The 19,055-nt window shown below is 59.9% G+C and carries 22 protein-coding genes and 2 pseudogenes; 19 read left to right on the top strand and 5 right to left on the bottom strand.

The window, feature by feature from the left end; translation table 11 throughout:
- The first annotated feature begins 88 nt into the window (after window positions 1–88).
- The 9 genes and pseudogenes from QLG02_RS14810 (at window position 89) to QLG02_RS14765 (ending at window position 4,841) form a co-directional block, all read left to right on the top strand.
- Window positions 89–487 carry a septal ring lytic transglycosylase RlpA family protein gene (locus QLG02_RS14810; RefSeq protein WP_017410169.1) on the top strand — a complete coding sequence of 133 codons (399 nt, stop codon included), beginning with the start codon at window positions 89–91 and terminating at the stop codon, window positions 485–487.
- Between the two features lie 134 nt (window positions 488–621).
- Window positions 622–942: a putative quinol monooxygenase gene (locus tag QLG02_RS14805; RefSeq protein WP_282465529.1), complete on the top strand. Its 321-nt coding sequence runs from the start codon at window positions 622–624 to the stop codon at window positions 940–942.
- Between the two features lie 309 nt (window positions 943–1,251).
- Window positions 1,252–1,707, top strand: a complete 456-nt coding sequence (locus tag QLG02_RS14800) for a GNAT family N-acetyltransferase (RefSeq protein ID WP_282465528.1) — start codon at window positions 1,252–1,254, stop codon at window positions 1,705–1,707.
- A 26-nt stretch (window positions 1,708–1,733) separates the two neighbouring features.
- Window positions 1,734–2,234, top strand: coding sequence for a peptide deformylase (gene def / locus QLG02_RS14795; protein ID WP_282465527.1), 501 nt, complete (start codon window positions 1,734–1,736; stop codon window positions 2,232–2,234).
- A gap of 64 nt (window positions 2,235–2,298) precedes the next feature.
- A pseudogene (locus QLG02_RS21820) lies at window positions 2,299–2,910 on the top strand (DJ-1/PfpI family protein).
- A 66-nt stretch (window positions 2,911–2,976) separates the two neighbouring features.
- Window positions 2,977–3,459: pseudogene (locus QLG02_RS14780) on the top strand (GNAT family N-acetyltransferase); the annotation flags it as partial.
- 55 nt (window positions 3,460–3,514) lie between these two features.
- The gene (locus QLG02_RS14775) at window positions 3,515–3,823 is read left to right on the top strand and encodes a hypothetical protein (protein WP_282465525.1); all 309 of its coding nucleotides are present in this window, start codon (window positions 3,515–3,517) and stop codon (window positions 3,821–3,823) included.
- Window positions 3,820–4,023: a GNAT family protein gene (locus QLG02_RS14770; RefSeq protein ID WP_348994631.1), complete on the top strand. Its 204-nt coding sequence runs from the start codon at window positions 3,820–3,822 to the stop codon at window positions 4,021–4,023. Before QLG02_RS14775 ends, QLG02_RS14770 begins: the two co-directional genes overlap by 4 nt.
- A gap of 5 nt (window positions 4,024–4,028) precedes the next feature.
- On the top strand, window positions 4,029–4,841 hold the full coding sequence (locus tag QLG02_RS14765; protein WP_282465539.1) for a hypothetical protein: 813 nt from the start codon (window positions 4,029–4,031) through the stop codon (window positions 4,839–4,841).
- Window positions 4,842–4,920: 79 nt separating this feature from the next.
- On the opposite strand, the gene QLG02_RS14760 is transcribed toward QLG02_RS14765, so the two are convergent.
- Complete coding sequence (locus QLG02_RS14760; protein WP_024946319.1) at window positions 4,921–5,124, bottom strand: hypothetical protein; 204 nt, start codon at window positions 5,122–5,124, stop codon at window positions 4,921–4,923.
- A gap of 187 nt (window positions 5,125–5,311) precedes the next feature.
- Between QLG02_RS14760 and QLG02_RS14755 the strand changes: the two genes are divergently transcribed.
- A complete protein-coding gene (locus QLG02_RS14755; protein WP_282465524.1) occupies window positions 5,312–6,199 on the top strand; it encodes a PhzF family phenazine biosynthesis protein in 888 nt (295 codons plus the stop codon).
- A gap of 71 nt (window positions 6,200–6,270) precedes the next feature.
- Here the strand turns inward: QLG02_RS14755 and QLG02_RS14750 are convergent, their stop codons facing one another.
- The gene (locus QLG02_RS14750; protein ID WP_282465523.1) at window positions 6,271–7,548 is read right to left on the bottom strand and encodes an alpha/beta hydrolase; all 1,278 of its coding nucleotides are present in this window, start codon (window positions 7,546–7,548) and stop codon (window positions 6,271–6,273) included.
- 247 nt (window positions 7,549–7,795) lie between these two features.
- On the opposite strand from QLG02_RS14750, the gene QLG02_RS14745 reads away from it, so the two are divergent.
- Window positions 7,796–8,785: a Wadjet anti-phage system protein JetD domain-containing protein gene (locus tag QLG02_RS14745; protein WP_202000870.1), complete on the top strand. Its 990-nt coding sequence runs from the start codon at window positions 7,796–7,798 to the stop codon at window positions 8,783–8,785.
- Between the two features lie 400 nt (window positions 8,786–9,185).
- On the opposite strand, the gene QLG02_RS14740 is transcribed toward QLG02_RS14745, so the two are convergent.
- Complete coding sequence (locus QLG02_RS14740) at window positions 9,186–9,764, bottom strand: alkylphosphonate utilization protein (protein ID WP_016350625.1); 579 nt, start codon at window positions 9,762–9,764, stop codon at window positions 9,186–9,188.
- Window positions 9,765–9,989: 225 nt separating this feature from the next.
- Here QLG02_RS14740 and QLG02_RS14735 point away from each other — a divergent pair, with 225 nt between their 5' ends.
- From QLG02_RS14735 to QLG02_RS14710, 6 genes are all read left to right on the top strand, one after another.
- On the top strand, window positions 9,990–11,219 hold the full coding sequence (locus QLG02_RS14735; protein WP_282465522.1) for a methyltransferase: 1,230 nt from the start codon (window positions 9,990–9,992) through the stop codon (window positions 11,217–11,219).
- Window positions 11,220–11,535: 316 nt separating this feature from the next.
- Window positions 11,536–12,984, top strand: a complete 1,449-nt coding sequence (locus QLG02_RS14730; RefSeq protein WP_282465521.1) for a chitinase — start codon at window positions 11,536–11,538, stop codon at window positions 12,982–12,984.
- 447 nt (window positions 12,985–13,431) lie between these two features.
- Window positions 13,432–13,812 (top strand): VOC family protein, encoded by a 381-nt coding sequence (locus QLG02_RS14725; RefSeq protein ID WP_282465520.1) that lies wholly within the window; start codon window positions 13,432–13,434, stop codon window positions 13,810–13,812.
- A 136-nt stretch (window positions 13,813–13,948) separates the two neighbouring features.
- Entirely contained in the window at window positions 13,949–14,347 is a 399-nt protein-coding gene (locus QLG02_RS14720) for a GFA family protein (protein WP_282465519.1), read from the top strand.
- A gap of 49 nt (window positions 14,348–14,396) precedes the next feature.
- Complete coding sequence (locus tag QLG02_RS14715; RefSeq protein ID WP_282465518.1) at window positions 14,397–14,786, top strand: GFA family protein; 390 nt, start codon at window positions 14,397–14,399, stop codon at window positions 14,784–14,786.
- Window positions 14,786–15,451, top strand: coding sequence for a histidine phosphatase family protein (locus tag QLG02_RS14710; RefSeq protein ID WP_282465517.1), 666 nt, complete (start codon window positions 14,786–14,788; stop codon window positions 15,449–15,451). The genes QLG02_RS14715 and QLG02_RS14710 overlap by 1 nt, the downstream gene beginning before the upstream one ends.
- 53 nt (window positions 15,452–15,504) lie before the next feature.
- On the opposite strand, the gene QLG02_RS14705 is transcribed toward QLG02_RS14710, so the two are convergent.
- Complete coding sequence (locus QLG02_RS14705; protein WP_043161635.1) at window positions 15,505–16,800, bottom strand: diguanylate cyclase; 1,296 nt, start codon at window positions 16,798–16,800, stop codon at window positions 15,505–15,507.
- A gap of 220 nt (window positions 16,801–17,020) precedes the next feature.
- On the opposite strand from QLG02_RS14705, the gene QLG02_RS14700 reads away from it, so the two are divergent.
- Window positions 17,021–17,431 carry an SRPBCC family protein gene (locus tag QLG02_RS14700; protein ID WP_011706200.1) on the top strand — a complete coding sequence of 137 codons (411 nt, stop codon included), beginning with the start codon at window positions 17,021–17,023 and terminating at the stop codon, window positions 17,429–17,431.
- Between the two features lie 96 nt (window positions 17,432–17,527).
- Here QLG02_RS14700 and smrB read toward each other — a convergent pair whose 3' ends face one another.
- Window positions 17,528–18,052: an endonuclease SmrB gene (gene smrB / locus QLG02_RS14695; RefSeq protein WP_016350633.1), complete on the bottom strand. Its 525-nt coding sequence runs from the start codon at window positions 18,050–18,052 to the stop codon at window positions 17,528–17,530.
- A gap of 65 nt (window positions 18,053–18,117) precedes the next feature.
- On the opposite strand from smrB, the gene prmB reads away from it, so the two are divergent.
- Window positions 18,118–19,053: a 50S ribosomal protein L3 N(5)-glutamine methyltransferase gene (gene prmB, locus QLG02_RS14690; RefSeq protein WP_024945276.1), complete on the top strand. Its 936-nt coding sequence runs from the start codon at window positions 18,118–18,120 to the stop codon at window positions 19,051–19,053.
- Window positions 19,054–19,055: the final 2 nt, after the last annotated feature.

Raw genomic sequence — 19,055 nt, 5'->3', positions numbered from 1 at the left:
ATGGCTGGCCGGCACCACGCCGGTTCGCTCATGCCCGCTACCGCTTCATTGGCATCGACAACCCCGCAGGGGAGCAAGGACAAGGCACATGGTTGAAAAGGGGCAATTTTTGCGAAAGGGGCTGCTGCTGTCGCTCACCGTGCTGCTGGCCGCCTGCAGCAGTCGCTATGACGAGAGCCACGGCGGCAGCTGGCGCGGCTATAGCGAGACGGGGCTTGCTTCCTACTACGCTGATCGCTACCACAACAAGCGCACTGCCAGCGGCGAGCCTTATCAGCGCCACGCCAACACCGCCGCCCACATGGAGTTGCCCTTTGGCGCCATGGTGCGGGTCACCAACCTCGCCAACGGCAAGAGCGTGGTGGTCAGGGTCAACGACAGGGGTAATTTCCCGCGCGGGCGCATCATCGATCTCTCCAAAGCGGCCTTCAGCGCCATCGGCAATCCCCGCGCCGGGCTTATCAAGGTGAAGATAGAGGCGCTCTAGGCGCTGATTCCTTCAGTGGCTTGAACAGAGTGTCCATCCTGCCCGGCTATATCCCGCCAGGCCGCTCCTCTTACACTGCTGCTCGATGCGAAGGTGGCGCCCGGATTGGGGCCCCTTTGCTTACCCTTGAGAACATGGAGCAGACCAAGATGAGTGAACAGAAACGGGTGTCCATCGCCGTGCTGAAAGCCCGCGCCGGCATGAGAGAGGCGCTGCACCGCGAGCTGCTCAAGCTCATTGCGCCGACTCGGCGTGAGCCGGGCAACCTGGATTACGTGTTGTTTGAACTGCAGGACGAGCCGGGCACCTTCTACATGCGCGAGGCGTTCGTCAATCAGGCCGCGCTGGACAGCCACTGCCAGACGGACTATTTCCAGGCCTTTGCCGCAGAGGCTAAGGCGCTGCTGGCAGAGCCGCTGCGGCTGATTTTTATGGAGGAGGTGAGCCTCCCTTAAACCCATCGGGCCCAAGGTTGGCCCGGTTGCTGTTTATGCTCCGACACTCATGCTTCTATGTCGCCCCGGACGTAATCCCATCATGGCACCCCTGGTCTGTCTCTGCATCCTCTACCGAGAGGTTGAGTGGGGGCTTATTGCTCTTATCCCGCCTGTTTATGCCTGCCATCTTTTCATCGCCAGATTGTCCGGTAAGATACCCAAATGAAAATCAATGTTGGGGCCAAGCGACATGACCGCCATGGCGGGTGGGCGCTCTGACGAGCGGCGGTCATCAGGCCGCCAAGGTGGTTGAGCCGAGGAGGCGGGATGGAGATCGAACTGGTGGGGATAGCGCCAAGTGAGTTTGAACAGCGCTTTGCGGCCGTCAAGGAGGGGATTTTTCCCTATGTCGAGGCAGTGTTTGGCTGGGATGACGAGATGCAGCGTGAGCGGTTGACCAGCGAATATGAGCCGCACTGGTTTTCGTGGATCCTGGCAGAGGGGGAGCGAGTCGGTCTGCTCTGCTGCAAGCCATACGACGATGCGCTGCACGTTCATCTGTTGATTATCTTCCCCCCTCATCAGGGCCGGCAGCTTGGCTCGGTCGTCATGGCTCGGCTGCATTGCAAAGCGGCATCTGAGGGGAGACTCCGGGTGACCCTGTCGAGCTTTAGCGCCAATCAGAGGGCGATAGGGTTTTATCGGCGCCTCGGTTATCAGGTGGTGGCGGAAGAGCCGGCGTTCGTCTCCTTGTCCCGGCCGGTGACGAGAGAAGAGTTGTAGGTACTAATGGTTGACGGAGAGCCCTCATGGCAAGGCTGGAGATTTTAACGGTTCCCGACCCTCGATTGGGCATCAAGGCCGAGCAGGTTGAGGATATTGCGGCCGTGCAAGGCCTGATCGATGACATGCTGGAGACCCTCTATGCCACCGACAATGGTATTGGTCTGGCGGCCACGCAAGTGGGGCGCAAGGAGGCCATCGTCATCATCGACCTGTCAGAAAAACGGGATCAGCCGCTGGTGTTGATCAATCCGCAAGTGATTCGTGGTACTGAAAAGGTGCTTGGCCAAGAGGGGTGTCTCTCCGTGCCGGATTACTACGCGGATGTCGAGCGTTACAGCTCGGTGGTGGTGTCGGCACTGGATCGCCATGGCGTGCCTATCACGGTAAAGAGCAGCGATTTCCTGGCCATCGTGATGCAGCATGAGATCGATCATCTGCAGGGCAAGGTGTTTATCGATTATCTCTCGCCGCTAAAGCGCAAAATGGCGTTGAAGAAGGTGAAAAAGCACCTCAAGGTGACATGACGTGATATTTCATGCGGCGCATTACATATCCATTTGATTATCTGCACAGGAGGGCGGGGTAGCCATGTACAAGGTTGGTATTGTTTTATTTGATGATTTCACCGATGTGGATTTTTTCTTGATGTATGACCTGCTTGGGATAAACAAAGAGAGCTGGTCGGTGAAAATACTGGGAACCAAGCCTGAGCATGGCTCTGCACTGGGTATCAACGTAAAGACGGATGGAGATGTGGCGGAAGCACGTGATCAGGATGTGGTGCTGATCACCTGCGGGCAGCGTGGTATCCCTGCCGCGCTGCAAGACCACGAGTTCATGTCCGCGTTGCGGCTGGACCCATAGCGGCAGCTGATTGGCTCAATCTGTGCTGGTTCATTCATATTGCATGAACTGGGCTTGCTGAAGGGGAAAAAATTAACAACCAACTCTGCAGCCAAAGCCCAGTTGCTGGAGATGGGGGGAGATGTTCAGGACTTTCCTCTGGTCGTGCAAGGAAATATTGCAACGGCAGGCGGCTGCCTCTCACTGGTTTATTTGATTGGTTGGGTGGCCGAACGGTGTTTTGGTCCGGAAAAACGTAGATTGATGCAATCTCAGCTTATTCCTGCCGGACAAATGGAAATCTTCGAACAGCTGATCTCCTCCACTATCAGAGAGGCTGAAGAGTCATTCGACTGATGTTATTGCTCACTGTTTATATCTGTCTGGACCCATAGCCGGTCTGCCCAAGCAAACAGGATGGCGATGAATCTCGAATTCAAAAAAATAAACCTGGCGCGTGACTATGGGTTTTGTGTGGCGTCCCGCCGGGACGCCTATGTTTGCAGCTTCCATCGCGACGAGGGATTTGAGGAGTTTCTGGCGGGCTATCGGGAGCGAATGGCGACGAGGCTGACCAGCCAGGAGTGGCATTATCTGCATGTTTGGCAGGGGGGCGAAATAGTGGGGCAGCTGGAGTTTTGCACTGTCTCAGCCGAACCGGAAACCGGCTATGTATACCTGATCTATTTGACGCCACAGGCTCGTGGTCAAGGCATGGCCGATCTGCTGTTGCAATATATCGGCCGCACCTTGTGGCAGGCTGGCAGCCGGCGAGTGGTGTTGTCGGTCAGCCGCCTCAACCTGCGGGCGCTGCGTTTCTATCGGCGCTGCGGGTGGCAATATTCGAGGCCCAACCCCAAGCATGCCGAGACAGACTTCTATGAATATTGGTTGCCGGGCCCGGCGTGCTCAGTAGTCGTATTTGAACGGAAAAAACAAAGTCCCATGGAGGGGAAAATAGATGGAAGTAAGACAAGTCCGGGTATCGGATGCAGATAACCTACTGGCCTTGATGAACAGACTCGACAATGAAACAACCTTTATGCTCTATGAGCCGGGTGAGCGCACCACAACTGAGGTCGAGCAAGCTCAAATATTGGCCTCGTTTGTCGATGCAAACAACAAAGTCATGCTGGTACTGTCGGAGCATGGCGAAATTGCAGGTTTTATTGTCGGCATCGGTCAACCGGCAAATCGCAACAAACATGTACTGTATTGCGTTATCGGCATTCAACTCTCTGCAACTGGACAGGGCTTTGGCAAAAAATGATGTCTTCGCTGGAGGCGTGGGCCAGGGCGCACGGCTTTACCCGTATGGAGTTGAGCGTCATGTGTCACAATGCCCGGGCTTGTGCGCTATACCGCGCCTGCGGATTCGAGGTGGAAGGGGTCAAACGCAATACGATGAGGGTCGATGGTGCATATGTCGATGAATATATGATGGCCAAGCTAATTGAGGAGGTGGCATGAGCAAGATGCAGTGGCAGGTTTCCTGGAACGTCGCTCGGTCGTCAAGGTGTGCGCGCAGCGGGGTGATGCTTGTGCTGCTGGGCTGGCTGCTGACCATGGCGCCAGCTTATGCCGAGGAGCCGCAGCTCGGCGCCGAATATTGCCCTCTGGTACAGAAGGTGATCGATGCCGCCAAGGCGCGGGATCCACAGGCCCTTGCCCGTCAGTTCAAATACCCCTTCAAGCAGGAGTATCCCATCCCGGTCATCAAGAATCCGTCCGAGATGGTGGCCCGTTTCGACGAGGTGTTTGATGAGGCTCTTTTAAACAGCATCGCCAGCTCCCGGGTCGGGCAGGATTGGCAGGCCATGGGCTGGCGCGGCATCATGCTGGGCAGTGGCGAGGTGTGGCTGGATTTTGATGGCAAGGTGATCGGTATCAATCACCAGACGGCGCAGGCTGCAAAACGCAAGGCCGAGCTGGTCGCCAAACAGAAAAGCGATCTGCATCCCGGTCTGCGGGAGTACCAGCGCCCCGAGCTGATGTGGCAGACCGAGAAATTTACCATTCGCATCGACGAGCTGGGTGACGGCCGTTATCGCTATGCCTCCTGGGCGAAGGGCAAGGTGCTCAGCGACAAGCCGGACCTGGTGCTCAGCAATGGCACCGTCAGGGTGGAGGGGACGGGGGGCAACCACACCTATCTATTCACCAGCGGCCCTTACCGCTACGAGTGCGCCGTGACCGTGTTGGGTGAACGGGGCATGCCGCCGGGCGAGTTGGTGGTTTATCAGAACGAGGTTGCCATCATGCACCAGCCGGTGATCAAGGTGCTCTGATATCCCGTGATCTGCCCGGAACGTTCAACGCGCGGCCAAGAGCCGCGCTTTTGTTAGCTGTAATCGCTGATGGCTTTCGCTAGCCCTGCGGCACTCGAACCCCCTTGTCGAGATAGAGGCTGCTGTAGTGGGCACGGTGGGTGACAAACATCACCTGATGACGGCTGCCATCGGAGAGGATGATGAAATCACCGGCCTGGGCGGGAGTGTGCAGGCTGATTTCATGTTCGGGGGCGGTCAGCTTGTCGACCTCCTCCTTGAAGGTGAGGGTGTAAGAATACATAGGGTGCTCCACAACAGGACCTTATACAGACACGCATCAAACGTAGCTGCTGTGGCCCGGATCTGCGGCGCCCAAGCGGCACCCGCGCACCCATTTAATTTACCGGCCGCAGCGGGCTCGCTATCTTATGGAAAGCGGCCTGCGGCAAGTGCAGGCCTATCATGTCGGCGACAGTCAGGAGCGAGCGATGACAGAGCGTGAGTGGGAACCCGAGTTGGTGCGCATTGCCGCCTTCTCCACCGGTGCCAAGGGCGGCAATCCGGCCGGTGTCTGGCTGGGGCCGCAGCTGCCCGGTGTCGAGGAGATGCAGCGCATCGCTGCGGAAGTGGGCTTTTCGGAGACCGCGTTCGCCGCGCCCTTGCCCTCGCCAGCAGCGCCGGTGGATGAGCAGGCTGGCCCGCGGCAATGGCGGGTTCGCTATTTCTCTCCCGCCGCCGAGGTGCCGTTTTGTGGGCACGCCACCATTGCCCTCGGGGTGGCGCTGGCCCGCCGGGTTGGCGCCGGCGAGTATCAGCTGCAACTCAATCAAGCCACCATCTCGGTATCGAGCTGGCTGGATGGGGAAGGGGAGTGGCAGGTGGCGCTGCAATCGCCCCCCACTCGCAGCAAACCAGCCCCTGCCGAACTGGTGAGCGCCGCGCTGGCGCTGTTTGGTTATACCCAGGCAGATCTGGATCCCCGCATTCCCCCGGCCCTCATTCATGGTGGCGCCGATCACCTGGTGCTTGCGCTCAACAGTCGCGCCGCCCTGGCGGCCATGCACTACCAGATGGCCGAAGGACGAACCCTGATGCAGCGAGAGGGGCTGGTCACCATCTTGCTGGCGTATGCTGCCCGCGAGCAGCTGTTTCATACCCGCAACCCCTTTGCCTATGGCGGCGTGTATGAGGATCCCGCCACCGGCGCTGCCACCGCGGCCTTTGCCGGTTACCTGCGGGATCTGCACTGGCCCCACGGCGGCATCATCGATCTCTTTCAAGGGGAGGATATGGGGATGGCGTCGCACCTGCATGCCGAGATCCCCCCCGAGCCCGGCAGCTCAATCCGCGTATTTGGCCGCGCCCGCCTGATGTGACTGCCAGACAATGAAAAAACCGCCGGCTGGCGGTTTTTTACTTTATGTCGGGGCAAACCGGCCGCTTTGGCCTATTGCGGGTCGTGCTCCTCAGATGGGATCTGCTCCTGGTGATCACTCTGTAGCCAGCGCAGCAGCTGGCGAGCCACCTGCAGGCTGCCGAGCAGAGCCATGTGGCTGGTGCGATAGGCAATCATGGTATGGGCGGGGAGAAAAGCCAGCTGGTGGCGTGCCTCGTCATGCAGGCCAAGGGCACTGCGCAGGGGCACCAGACCGTCACCAATCAACCGATCTGCCAGCACGCTGCGTTTGGCTGCCGTGGTGGCCGCAATGGCAAAGCAGTGCACTCCGCTTGGCAGGGGCAAGGGGGGGCGAGGATCGGTCAAGGGGGAAGAAGGGGGATTCTGGGCAGGGGATGAGTCCATCACCTTGCCGTGGCGCAGATCCTTGATGCCGACGCTGCGCAGCTGTGCCAGCCTGACGAACGGCTCGCTGTAGGCAGTCGCCGGCAGCAGTTGCTCCAGCCAGTGGCCAGCAGATTCGAGCGGTGCGCCATGATGGGGTGTACCGAGGAACAACAGGTTTTTAAGGTGAGCCGGCCAGGTCTGGGCGGCCAGGTCGGCGCTGTGACAGGCGCTGCGGATCACCAGTCCGCCCATGCTGTAGGCCAGCACGCTGATCTCGCCAAGGCCGCCGGGCCAGTGGGTAGCCAGTTGTTCCAGCTGACGGGCCAGTGCGTGACCGTTCTGTACGATGGAGAGGCCCGAGTTGTAGCGCACATAGATGGGGATGTAACCGAGCGCCTTGGCCAGCATCTCACCGTGATTGACCGGCGCATCCTGATGCCGGGTCTGCCACTGCAGATCGTTCATGCACAGCCCGTGCACCATCAGCAGCACCCGTGCGCGAGGGGGCAGTGGCGCCGGCAGGGCCGGCCAGCTCAGGGGCTTGCCGAGATAACGCAGGGTCATGGGGGTGGCCAGGGCATTGTGACTCTCGACCAGCTTGTCCCCCATCACGCCATTGAGGGTGGCGAGCAGGGCCGCGCGGCTGGGGGTGTCGGGAATTTGCTGCGAAGGCGGGGCTGGCGGCAGATGGGCAAGCAGGGCATGGATACCGCTGCCCAGCGCGCTGGCGGCGCCATGTACTCCTTTGTAAACCAGCCCGGTGATCCCCGCCGTCTTTCCTTCCTCCCGCCCCTTGAAGCCCATGCCGCTCAATACCGCCTGATGGACGGCCTCGGTGAGCTGTATCGTCGCAGGCAGGGCCTGAATGAACAGTCGGGTCAGCTCGCGAATGTCCGCAAGATGCCAGGAAGAGGCGGGTTGCGGTGCTGTAGGTTGCGTCATGAAAAGCCCCTGTGAAGGTATCGCCGGCCTGCTCCCACCCGGCAGCGGGGCGGCATGCATGACAACCAGCTTGCGCCGTTTGTCCCGAGTTTGCCAGTGACGCGCCGGCGGTTCTTGGCGAGAAGGCTACCTAGTGCGCCTAAAGGCTAGGAGCGTGATCTTTCCTTGGTGGGAGTCGGGTCACGGCAGCGGGCAGTAAAATCCACTCTACTTCTTTTCCATATGGCACCGAAATGGGGAGGCAAAGATGTCACTGTTTGATGAGCGTAGGGTACAGGATTTGTGTGTGCGCATGCTGGCGGGTACCAATGAGAAAGGGGAGTCACTTGCTAGCAGGCATGGCCGTGAGTTGCATACCCTGTTGCAGGCAGTGGACGGAATCAAGCCGGTGGGGCGAGGCGCTCGTCATGTGCTGACTGATGCCGGGCGTGCTTATCTCACCGGACAGCTAGCGCAAGTGGCGCCAACGATGGCGAACAGGCGTGACACTTTACTTGCTCTCGGGGGGGACCTGCCTACGAGCCTCAACCAGGCCAGTTTTCATGCCCTCTGGTATGGGGACAGCAAGAGCGGGATAGGTCCAGATAATGATGCTATCGAGATAACATTGACACAGGATGAGGTGGTCCGGCTGCGTACCATGAGCCCGTTGCGACTCATTGATAAGAGCGGCCAGCGTCATGATATGACGGCACAGTTGGCGCTATTGGGAGAGCTGGTCTTGCCGGAGCGTTGTCTTTGCAAGTTGCAGGACATCGAGTGGCAAGGGCAGCAGATAGTCACGGTGGAGAACAAGGGGGCCTTCGTGGATTACCCGTTGCAAGCAGGGGAGTTGTTGCTTTATGTGCCTGGCCGCAATACCAGGCTGGCGCGGCAAGTGATCCCGCTGCTGCCGGCGGTTGTTCCTTGGGCCCACTTTGGCGACCTGGATCAGCGGGGATTGGATATTGCTGCTGAACTGGCCAATGTCCTCCATCGCCCCTTGGTGCTCTGGTTGCCCGACGCATTGGTGGCGTATGTTCATCACTATGCCCGCCCGCTGACTCAGCGTCTGGAGGGGCAACTGATCAGCAGAGGTAAGACGCCCTGGAGCATTGAGCCTGAGACCGGCGGGCAGGGCAATCCGCTGGCAGAGGCGCTTATGCATCTGATTGGACAGGGTCGGTGGCTGGAGCAGGAGGTATTGGTACTGGCCAGGGGATGGCAAGCATGGCCATTGAACGTAGCTTGCGACTGATGTCGCCACAAAAAAACCGCCATCAGGCGGTTTTTTTGTTCTGCCGGCCCTTATTTCAGGGCTTTTTTCAGCTTCTTGATCTTGCTCTCGTGCTTGGCAATTTTTTCAAGGCGGGCGGCAATCTTCTGCTTGATCTCTTTCTTGCTGACTTTGGCCATCTGGTGTGCTCCTTTTGCAGTGATGACACTCGCGGTGTCGGGGGTAGGTCAGTCCATGAAACGCCAGAGTGCCACAGGGTTGCTGATGACACCAACTTTTCGCTCAAAATAACGGCAGACAGCATGCCGGCGTAGGGCCTTGTGTCGCGACGGTCCGCGGCAAGAAGAGGGGGATGGCGGGCAATCGGCAGGCACAAAAAAAGCGCCCCGCGGGGCGCTCTTGCTAGCAGGGCTGAGGGCGATCAAGCCTTTTTCAGGTAGGCGGCGACCAGCACGATCTGCACGCCGTTGACCTTGCCTTCGATGTGCAGCGGGTTGTTGGTGAGGCGGATGCCCTTCACCAGGGTGCCGCGCTTGGCGGTGAAGCCCGCACCCTTGACGTCCAGATCCTTGATCAGGGTCACCGAGTCACCTTCGACCAATACGGCGCCGTTGGAGTCGACGGTGGGCACGCTGTCGTCATCGTCGCTGGCCATGCCCGCTTCGGCCCAGGCTTTGGTCTCTTCTTCCATGTACATCATGTCCAGCATGTCCTGGGCCCAGACCTCGCCTTGAGCGGAGAGGTTCTTCAGCTGGCGCCACGCCATGACCTGTACCGCAGGTACCTGGCTCCACATGCTGTCGCCCAGGCAACGCCAGTGGTTGACCACTGTGGTCGCCGGCTGCTCCAGCTGGCCACGGCAGGTGTCGCACAGGGCAACGCTGTGATCATCATCGCTGGCCGGAGAGTGGGGGACCGCGAAGGCAGTCAGCGCCTGTTCGGCACCGCACAGTTCACACTTGGCGCCCGCGCGCGCTTGCAGGATGGCATTGATGGTCATGTTTTGGTTCCATTCACGTTGGTAAAATGGCCCGCGATGGGCAGGCCAAGATAATGAAGGGGCGGAATATACCACAAAACCCCGCTCTTTGTCAGGCTAAGCCCGGTCGCGGGCCTGCTGTCGACCAGCGGAGGCATCATTGGGACCTGTTGGCGCAGGAGGACTGCGGGACAGCTGTGATGGCGCAGCATAGATGAGAGTGCTTTTTGACGCGGGATCGCTAGAATGAGCCTCCATTTTGACGGCAGAACAGGGGCGCGCGTGCTGGCTCAACGTTTTCAACAACTGGATCGACTGCTGAGCGAAGCCCGGCACTGGTGGCAATACCAACCCTACCACCACCTGGACCTTGCCTTTGCCAAGGCGGCGCCTGCGCTGGCTGAGCGGCTCAATGCCCTGTCGCTGGCCGAGATTGAACGGCTCGATGGCGACATGCCTGCCCTGTGCGAGCTGCTGGCCCCCTGGATCCCGCAAGGGGCAGGGCTGCATGCCCTGAGTGCGTTGCCGACCCTGACGGCCGAGCCCATCCCGTGCGAGCGGACAATGGCGATGTACATGCCGGGGCGCAAGCAGGCCCAGATTGAAGCCTTCACTGCCTGTCTGCCCGCGCACCGCGGCCCCTATCTGGAGTGGTGTGCGGGCAAGGGTCACCTGGGGCGGCTGGTCTCCCTGCACCGTCAAGCCGAGGTGCTGAGCCTGGAGCTGCAGGCGCCACTGTGCGAAGAGGGGCGCCAGCTGGCCGCTCGCGACGGCGCCCGGATGACATTTGTCTGTGCCGATGCCTTCGCCGATGAGACGGCCCAGCTGATCGCCCCGGCCCATCACGCCATGGCGCTGCACGCCTGCGGCGAGCTGCACACTCATCTGATTGAACAGGTGGCGGCGCGCGGTGCCGAGGGGGTGACCCTCTCCCCCTGCTGTTATCACCTGATCCGCACCAGCCACTACCGCCCGCTCTCCGGTCCGGCCAAGGCCAGTGTGCTGCAGCTTGCCAAGAGCGATCTGAAGTTGCCGCTGCAAGAGACGGTCACCGGCGGCGCCCGCATCGCCCGCCTGCGCGAGCAGGAGGTGGCCTGGCGGCTGGCCTTTGATTGCCTGCAGCGCCAGGTGCGCGGGGTGGATGAGTATCTGCCGGTGCCCAACATGCAAAAGAGCCTGCTGACCGGCACCTTCGAGGATTTCTGTGGCTGGGCCGCCGAGCGAAAGGGACTGGTGTTGCCGGCCGGCCTCGACTACGCCGGGTTTCTGGCAAAAGGGGAGGCGCGCTATGGCGATGTCGCCCGCATGGAGCTGGTGCGTCACCTGTTTCGTCGTCCGCTGGAACTCTGGCTGGTGCTGGATCGCGCCCTCTTCCTGCAAGAGCAGGGCTACCGGGTGGAGGTGGGCGAGTTTTGCGACAAGCCCATGACCCCCCGCAATATCCTGATCCGCGCGGTGCGAGCACGGCACGGATAAGCGGCGTGCTTCGTCGCGGCGAGGCCTGTTGCAGCGCTGTGTGGTTTGCCCTTTGGTGCTTCCCGTTGATGGGATCGTGTCGTTGAAAGAGCGGCGTGACCGCTCTTTTCTCATTTTTCTTCGGTTTATTTTCATATAACCGAAAGGCTCGCCATCACATCGCTGCACAATGCATTTTATGCTCGCCAACCGGCAGAGTGAATTGGCTCACAGTTCCGGCAATATTCTTAATTTTCATCGTGAATTTAGTGGCCTGTAGGATTATTCTCGAGGCGACTCTTATCCCGACGTTATTCTGACATAAGGACTGTCTGTTATGTTCAAGCCTACACATTGTGCCTGGCTGGTTGCGGCTGCCTGCGCATTGCCAAGTTATGCCATGAATATTCAACCCGACCCGAAAAATGCCGGTGGATATGTCATTGCCGCCCCGGATCTGGCGGCGGTTGAAAAAACCAAGACGGCCAATCCCATGTACGGGATTTGGGCAAAGGCGTTGGCGACACGTTCCAATACCATTGTCGATGCCATAAAGCCAAGGGCGGCCAGCAATCCGGATAACGTCAAACGGGTCGAGCGGGTATTCACCGAATCGGATTGGGATTATTTAACCCAGATGGCGGCGCCGGAATATACCTATGAGCGCTTCTTGCGGGCGGTCGGGAAATTCCCGGCTTTTTGCGGCGAATATACCGATGGCCGCGATGCCGATGCCATCTGCAAAAAATCCATCATCACCGCCTTTGCCCATTTCGCCCAGGAAACCGGCGGTCACATCGCCAAGGAGAATGTCTCCGACAACCCGCTGGCGCTGGAGGAGTGGCAGCAGGCGCTGGTGCACGTGCGCGAGATGGGCTGGTCGGAGGGGCAGACCGGCTACACCACCGGTTGCGGCCAGAACGACTGGCAGAACAAGAAGTGGCCCTGCAGCACAGGCCAGGGCTATTTCGGCCGCGGCGCCAAGCAGCTCTCCTATCACTTCAACTACGGCGCCTTCTCCGAGGCGATGTTTGACGGCGATGCGTCCGTGTTGCTCAACAACCCCGGGTTGGTGGCCGACTCCTGGCTCAACCTCGCCTCCGCCATCTGGTTCTTCCTGACCCCGCAGGCACCCAAACCCGCCATGCTGCACGTGATTGATCGCACTTGGGTGCCCTCCCAGCGCGAGATCGCCGCCGGTATCGGCTACGGCTTTGGTACCACCATCAACGTCATCAATGGCGGCATCGAGTGCGGCGAGCAGAACAAGAACAAGGGCCAGCCGGTCAACCGCATTCGCTACTGGGAAGGGCTCGCCGAGCACTATCAGATCCCCGTCAAGGCCGACGAGAAGAACACCTGCTGGCAGCAGACCCCCTATGGCAGCCTCAACCTTAACGGCGCCACCGACGTGCTCTACACCAACTGGGACGGCAACTGGAAATACTATCCGGATCGGCCCGGCGGCTACTCGTTCGAATGTGAGCTGGTGGGGTTCCAGACCGCCTACTCGGCACTGGTGCCGGGGGATTACGAGAAGTGCGTGACCAACTTCTACGGCTCCCACGCCAACTGGCCCAAGGTGCGGGTAGTGGCCAAGCTGGATCCTGCGCCGGTTGATCCGACCGATCCTCCCGTGGGGGATGTGGCCGCCTGGAGCGCCAGCAAGGTCTACACGGTGGGCAACAAGGTGAGCTACAAGGGCGCCATCTATCAGGCCAAGTGGTGGACCCAGGGCAATGAACCGGGCAAGGGAGATCCCTGGGTGCTGGTGCCGGCGAAATAGCATAAAGCGGCTGGTATCAATAAACTCGGCAATGGATAACACCTCTCTTGCCAAGTCGGGGGACATATTGTCCCCCTTTTCGATATCCGGCCTTGGAAAATAAAACCAGTGTCTAATTGGATGGGGTAGGTTGCGGTGCTGGATGTTTATCAGTGTATAAGCGTGCTCGGGGGTAAAAATATCAGACAACAATGAGTGAGGGGGGACAGTGGGAAATATCTCGCCTGTCCTATTTTTGACCTGGGCTGTGTGCCATCCAATAGTATTTATGAGGGCCGACATTGGTGACTGCCAGGTGTTATTGCGCTGCCTCCTTTTTTCGCCAGGCACCCATCACCAGAATATTCATTTTTATCGAAGCAGGTATATCCAGCGGTTAAAAAGCATTGGCCATCACCCTGCAATGAGGTATCACTGTGCCGATGAGTGAAAATCAGAGGAGACTTCATGTTCAATATCGCCATGCATTTTGAAATCCCGGTGACGGATATGGCGCGTGCCACGGCGTTTTACCGCCGTGTGTTTGGCATCGAGTTTGAATTGACGCAGATTGATGGCAACGAGATGGCGCTGTTCCCGCTGACAGAAGGGGTAGAGGGTTGCTCCGGCGCCTTGGCCAAAGGGGAGAGCTATGTGCCCAGTATCGACGGCACGCGGATCTATCTTGCGGTCAGCGAGATTGAGCGGGTGATGGCGAGGGCCCAAGCGGCCGGTGCCCGGCAGCTCTATCCGGTGACTCAGGTTGGGGAGGGCATCAAGGTGGCCGAGTTTCAGGACTTGGAAGGCAACCGGATTGCATTGCAGGAGCGTTGGCTGCCGGCCTCGTGAGTCATCTAGCAGCCGGTTTTGTGATGAGGGCGGTGGCCGACGAGGGCGCAACATGGTACTCATCTGATCCGGCAGTGGCGGCGATGGCGCAGCCACGTCAGCGACGGCAAGCGACAACAAGAGGCAAGGAGGAGTGATGAAAGGACATTGTCTGTGCGGCGGGATTGAGGTCTCGGCCGGCGATAATAAGGAGGTGGGGATGTGTCACTGCAGCACCTGTCGGCGCTGGTCGGGCGGCCCCCTGTTTGCGGTGCACTGTGGCAAGGAGGTGCGCTTTCGCGGGCTCACCCCGGTGGCCTATCGCTCCTCGGAGTGGGCGGAGCGAGGATTTTGCCCCACCTGCGGTACCCACCTTTTCTATCACCTGTTGCCGACGGATGAGTACATAGTGCCGGCCGGCCTGTTTCAGAGCGAATCCTTCCAGCTGGCGAGCCAGATCTTCATCGATGAAAAGCCGGACTTCTACGAGTTGAAAAACGAGACACCGACCCTGACCGGTCAGCAGGTGTTCGATCAATTTGCGCCCAAGCCGTGATGAACCAGCAGGGAAGGTGAACTCGAAATTATTGACATAAGGAGTTGTAATGGAAGGCGGATGTCACTGTGGACATATCAGGTATGTGTTGTCGGCTTTGCCCTTTGCAGCCGATTTTTGCCACTGTCGAGATTGTCAGCGCACCACTGGAGCACCGGTCGGTGCTTGGATGGATTTTCATACCCTTGAAGTGAACTGGCTAAAAGGAGCTCCGACAGAATATGCCTCGTCGGATAAGGTCCGGCGTGGATTTTGCCCCAACTGTGGAGCGACATTGAGCTATCGCAGTCTCGAGTACCCCGATTATCTGACGCTGAGTATCACTTCACTCGATCATCCAGAGGAGGTGAGGCCAACCTATCATATTCACACCGATCGGCAGCTTTCTTGGATGCCGCTTGCTGATACCTTTCCACGTTACTCCAAGGGAAAGTCGTGATGGCAGAGTCAATAAATGACGATGACCAGGATCGGGCCACATTGGTAGTCATGCGCCACGGGCAAACCCCGGCCAATGCCGAGGGGCGCTATCAGGGGGCGCTGGATATCGGTTTGAGCGACACTGGGGTGGTCCAGATCAGAGCGCAGGCAAGGGCACTGGCCTTGGCGCAGGCTCCGTTTCAGCGGCTGCTGAGCTCCCCCTTGCTGCGGGCACGGCAAAGCGCGGCCCTGGTGGCGGACGAGCTGGGGTTGCCGGTGACGCTCGTCCCCGCTTTTCGTGAGCGCCATGTCGGGGTGTTCGAGGGACTGACCCAGCAAGAGGCGAGGGAGCGTTACCCTGCGCTGTGGGCACGCAACATCACCCGGCGCTGGGCCGAGGCGCCACCTGGCGGCGAGTCGCTGGACGCAGTCATTGCCCGGGTCGGGCAGGGACTGGCGGAACTGGCGCAGAGCGGCCGTCAGGAACGGGTGTTGCTGGTGGCGCACGGCGTGGTGGCCAAGGTGATCCGAGCGCTGACCGTGGCGGGATTTGACGACTTCTTCGAGTGGCAGCTGGCCAACGGGGCCGTGCTGGAGGTGTCGCTGGCATGTGGCGACGCTGGCGGGCCGCTGGGTTTCTTTGCCCGGCCGGGCAGTGAACATGGCGCCGCGGCCTTGAATTGAGACAAAGGTGCCAGGCCTGCTGAGCGTTTCTCAGGCCTGGCATGTATTACCTGTCAGGGGGAATCTGGCAGTGCCTTTCTTGAGCAGTTGCGCCCCTGTTTCTTGGCCAGATAAAGAGCGGTATCGGCCCGGCGCACCATGCGTTCCACCGTATCCTGCGGGCCCAGGCTGGCACTGATGCCGATGCTGATGGTGAGCGGCACCTCGGTGCCTGCGCCCAGCTGATGCAACTGCGACTCGACGGCGAGGCGGATCCGCTCCGCACTGGCCCAGGCCAGCTCCAGCGAGGTTTCCGGCAGCAGCACGATGAACTCCTCGCCGCCCCAGCGGCCCAACATGTCCACCTCCCGCAGCTGTTTGGCGACCCGTCTGACTAGGCTGAGAATGGCCTGATCCCCTTGCTGGTGGCCATAGGTGTCGTTGATCTGCTTGAAGTGATCGATGTCGATCAGCAGCAGGCTCATGGTGTGACCGAAGCGCTGACAGCGCTGCATCTCCAGCTTGACCAGCTCGTCGAAGCGGCGCCGGTTGGCGATCCCGGTGAGGGGATCCGTGGTGGCCGCCACCTTGAGCTCCTCCACCAGCCGGGCCCGCTCCGAGATATCTCGCAGGATGGCGGTCATCTCGGTGGTCTGACCCAGGTTGATCTTGGCAATGGTAACTTCCAGCGGAAATTCGCTGCCGTCGCGGCGCAGCCCCATCACGGAGGCGCGGGCATGCATGGGGCGCGAGTTGATGGGGGAGTTGCTGAAGGCCTTGAAGTAGCCGTCGTGGTTGGCCCGAAAGCGCTGGGGCAGCAGGGTCTCCAGCCGTTTGCCGAGGTAGCTTTCGTCCACCCCGAACATCTCGCAGGCAGCGGTGTTGATAAGTTCGATGCGCGACTCGCTGTTGACGCTGATGATGCCGTCGTAGGCGGAGTTGACCACCGCCTCGAAGCGCTTGCGGCTCATCTTGAGCGCCTCCTCCAGCTGCTTTTTGGCGGTGATGTCGATGGCGGTGACCATGATGCGGGTGATGCGGGACTGCTCGGGAATGATGGGGGAGATGACGAAACGCCACCAGCTGGTGCGCGACAGGGTGTCGATGGGCAGCTCGCTCTCGAGCCCCGTCTGCTGGCTCACGCACTCGTGCATCGGCTGCTCTATGCTGCCGGTGATGTAGCGGGGAAACATTTCGTTCAGGCGCTTGCCGATGCTGCCGAGCACGTCCAGCTCGAAGGCCTGGGCAAAGGTGTCGTTGGCGGAGACCAGGGTAAAGCGATCGTCGTCGTCGAGGGAAAACACCGCAACGGCGGCACCGATGGCATCGAGAGACGACTTGATGTCGGCATGGGAACCCTGTGTGAACATGCAACCTCCATGGCGAATAAGGTATTGATATTCAGTATAGTGCGGCCGTTTTTGATCCTTGGTCTGCAGGCAGAAGCAACGCTTTGCCACTGGGTTGGCGGTGGTCAGCCCCGCCAGATGGACTGGCTCGACGCCATCGGCTGGGCTTTACTTGCTGGCATCTGCAAGCGAGCTGGCCGGCAGGCCAGTCTTCCCACAGCAAACTGGCACGGAGCGCGTCATGAAGATCAGCATCGAGGCACATATCGAGCAGGAGATAGAGGCCGTCTGGTGGGCCTGGAACGATCCGGACTGCATCGCCAGATGGAATGCGGCCTCCAGCGACTGGCACACCACCGGCAGTCGGGTCGACTTGGTGGTAGGCGGGCGTTTTTGCCATCACATGGCCGCCAAGGATGGCAGCGCCGGTTTTGATTTCACCGGCACCTTTACCCGGGTGGAGGCGCCGACCCGTCTCTCGTTCGTGATGGATGACGGGCGCGAGGTGGATGTGCAGTTTGCGAGCGAGCCGGGCGGCACCTGGGTGCAGGAAACCTTCGATGCTGAGACGAGCCACACCCCGGCCCAGCAGCAGGCGGGCTGGCAGGGGATCCTCGACAACTTCAAGCGTTATGTGGAAGCGGCAGGCTAGGGGAGGAGCCTGCGTCCATAAAAAAACCACCGCCAGGTCGCGGTGGTTTTTTTATGCCGCTCTGCACGTACGCCAGAGCATGCCAGAGGACGAGGGCTACTCCTCGATATCCAGCAGCACCAGGATGGCGCTGTCGCCGCCCCACTCGCGGGGGGCCTGATGGAACGCCTGCACGTTGGGGTGCTGGGCCAGCCAGCTTGGAATGCGCTGCTTGAGGATATGTTTGCCGATGCCGTGCATCACTGAGGCGACGTGAATGTTCTCTTTTTGGCAGAGGGTCAGCAGGGCCGCCAGCTCCTGTTTGGCCTGCTGCTGGTTCATGCCGTGCAGGTCGAGGTAGATCTCGGGCGGATAGCTGCCGCGCTTGAGCTTTTTCAGCTCGAATTTTGACACATCTTCGCGCACGTAACGGGTCGGGCCATCCTCCTCCAGATGGGGCTGATACTCGTCGCTGAAATAGTGGTCAACCCCAAGCTTTTCGCGGCTCTCACGCAGTTCGCGTTTCTGCTTGACCGGGCGCAGGTCGGCCCTTATGGTATCTTGCTTGATTTTCCGGGTACCTTTTATCGCATCGCGGAACAGCTGGGTTTCCTCGTCTGTCGGTGAGGGCGTTTTTTTCATCAGGTACTCGTCTTGCTCGCTGTATAGAATTCTCGGGCCGGATATTACTCGACTTGGAGGTGGATTTGGACAAGATATTTATCGATGAGGTGGTTGCCGAGATGCACACCATCCAGGACATGTTGCGCTGGGCCATGAGTCGTTTCAACGACGCCGGGATCTTCTACGGACATGGTACCGACAACGCCTGGGATGAAGCCGTGCAGCTGGTACTGCCCGCGCTACATCTGCCGCCGGACGTGGATCCGGGTATGCGCCACTCCCGTCTGACCACCAGCGAACGGCACCGCATCGCCGAGCTCATCATCCGCCGCGTGCAGGAGCGGGTACCGGCCGCCTACCTGACCAACAAGGCCTGGTATGCCGGTTGGGAGTTCTACGTGGACGAGCGGGTGCTCATTCCCCGTTCCCCCATCGCCGAGATGGTGGCCAACCGCTTCGCCCCTTTCCTCAAGCATGAACCGACCCGGATCATGGACTTGTGTACTGGCTCCGGCTGCATCGCCATCATCATGGCCCACGAGTTCCCACAAGCCGAAGTGGATGCCATCGACATCAGCGTCGATGCTCTCAACGTGGCCGAGCGCAACATCAACGATCACGGGCTGGAGCAGCAGGTCATCCCGATCCGCTCCGATCTGTTCCGCGATCTGCCGGTGGGCGACAAGTACGATCTCATCGTCTCCAACCCGCCCTACGTGGATTCCGAAGACATGTCGGATCTGCCGGACGAGTTTCGTCACGAACCCGAGCTGGCGCTGGCCTCCGGCTCCGATGGCCTCAAGCTCACCAAGCGCCTGCTGGCCAATGCCGCCGATTTCCTCAAAGAGGATGGCGTGCTGGTGGTCGAGGTGGGCAACAGCATGATCCATCTGGAAGCCCAGTTCCCGGACGTGCCCTTTACCTGGGTCGAGTTCGAGAACGGCGGTCACGGCGTGTTCGTGATGAGCCGTGCCGATCTGGTGCAATACCAGGACTATTTCGCGATTTACAAGAGCTAAGC

Source organism: Aeromonas sp. V90_14, assembly GCF_029967615.1.
Lineage (GTDB): Bacteria > Pseudomonadota > Gammaproteobacteria > Enterobacterales > Aeromonadaceae > Aeromonas > Aeromonas hydrophila.
The sequence above is the reverse complement of the archived record's forward strand: the minus strand, read 5'-3'. Positions and strand labels throughout refer to the sequence as shown.

What these genes read in the sequence shown, in the direction of transcription:
- QLG02_RS14730 (WP_282465521.1), top strand. Translation starts at nt 11,536, where the DNA reads ATGTTCAAGCCTACACATTGTGCCTGGCTGGTTGCGGCTGCCTGCGCA.
- QLG02_RS14800 (WP_282465528.1), top strand. Translation starts at nt 1,252, where the DNA reads ATGGAGATCGAACTGGTGGGGATAGCGCCAAGTGAGTTTGAACAGCGC.
- def (WP_282465527.1), top strand. Translation starts at nt 1,734, where the DNA reads ATGGCAAGGCTGGAGATTTTAACGGTTCCCGACCCTCGATTGGGCATC.
- QLG02_RS14705 (WP_043161635.1), bottom strand. Translation starts at nt 16,800, where the DNA reads ATGTTCACACAGGGTTCCCATGCCGACATCAAGTCGTCTCTCGATGCC.
- QLG02_RS14775 (WP_282465525.1), top strand. Translation starts at nt 3,515, where the DNA reads ATGGAAGTAAGACAAGTCCGGGTATCGGATGCAGATAACCTACTGGCC.
- QLG02_RS14710 (WP_282465517.1), top strand. Translation starts at nt 14,786, where the DNA reads ATGGCAGAGTCAATAAATGACGATGACCAGGATCGGGCCACATTGGTA.
- QLG02_RS14720 (WP_282465519.1), top strand. Translation starts at nt 13,949, where the DNA reads ATGAAAGGACATTGTCTGTGCGGCGGGATTGAGGTCTCGGCCGGCGAT.
- QLG02_RS14810 (WP_017410169.1), top strand. Translation starts at nt 89, where the DNA reads ATGGTTGAAAAGGGGCAATTTTTGCGAAAGGGGCTGCTGCTGTCGCTC.
- QLG02_RS14750 (WP_282465523.1), bottom strand. Translation starts at nt 7,548, where the DNA reads ATGACGCAACCTACAGCACCGCAACCCGCCTCTTCCTGGCATCTTGCG.
- QLG02_RS14770 (WP_348994631.1), top strand. Translation starts at nt 3,820, where the DNA reads ATGATGTCTTCGCTGGAGGCGTGGGCCAGGGCGCACGGCTTTACCCGT.
- QLG02_RS14725 (WP_282465520.1), top strand. Translation starts at nt 13,432, where the DNA reads ATGTTCAATATCGCCATGCATTTTGAAATCCCGGTGACGGATATGGCG.
- QLG02_RS14745 (WP_202000870.1), top strand. Translation starts at nt 7,796, where the DNA reads ATGTCACTGTTTGATGAGCGTAGGGTACAGGATTTGTGTGTGCGCATG.
- QLG02_RS14765 (WP_282465539.1), top strand. Translation starts at nt 4,029, where the DNA reads ATGCAGTGGCAGGTTTCCTGGAACGTCGCTCGGTCGTCAAGGTGTGCG.
- QLG02_RS14740 (WP_016350625.1), bottom strand. Translation starts at nt 9,764, where the DNA reads ATGACCATCAATGCCATCCTGCAAGCGCGCGCGGGCGCCAAGTGTGAA.
- QLG02_RS14755 (WP_282465524.1), top strand. Translation starts at nt 5,312, where the DNA reads ATGACAGAGCGTGAGTGGGAACCCGAGTTGGTGCGCATTGCCGCCTTC.
- QLG02_RS14760 (WP_024946319.1), bottom strand. Translation starts at nt 5,124, where the DNA reads ATGTATTCTTACACCCTCACCTTCAAGGAGGAGGTCGACAAGCTGACC.
- QLG02_RS14805 (WP_282465529.1), top strand. Translation starts at nt 622, where the DNA reads ATGGAGCAGACCAAGATGAGTGAACAGAAACGGGTGTCCATCGCCGTG.
- QLG02_RS14735 (WP_282465522.1), top strand. Translation starts at nt 9,990, where the DNA reads ATGAGCCTCCATTTTGACGGCAGAACAGGGGCGCGCGTGCTGGCTCAA.
- QLG02_RS14700 (WP_011706200.1), top strand. Translation starts at nt 17,021, where the DNA reads ATGAAGATCAGCATCGAGGCACATATCGAGCAGGAGATAGAGGCCGTC.
- smrB (WP_016350633.1), bottom strand. Translation starts at nt 18,052, where the DNA reads ATGAAAAAAACGCCCTCACCGACAGACGAGGAAACCCAGCTGTTCCGC.
- QLG02_RS14715 (WP_282465518.1), top strand. Translation starts at nt 14,397, where the DNA reads ATGGAAGGCGGATGTCACTGTGGACATATCAGGTATGTGTTGTCGGCT.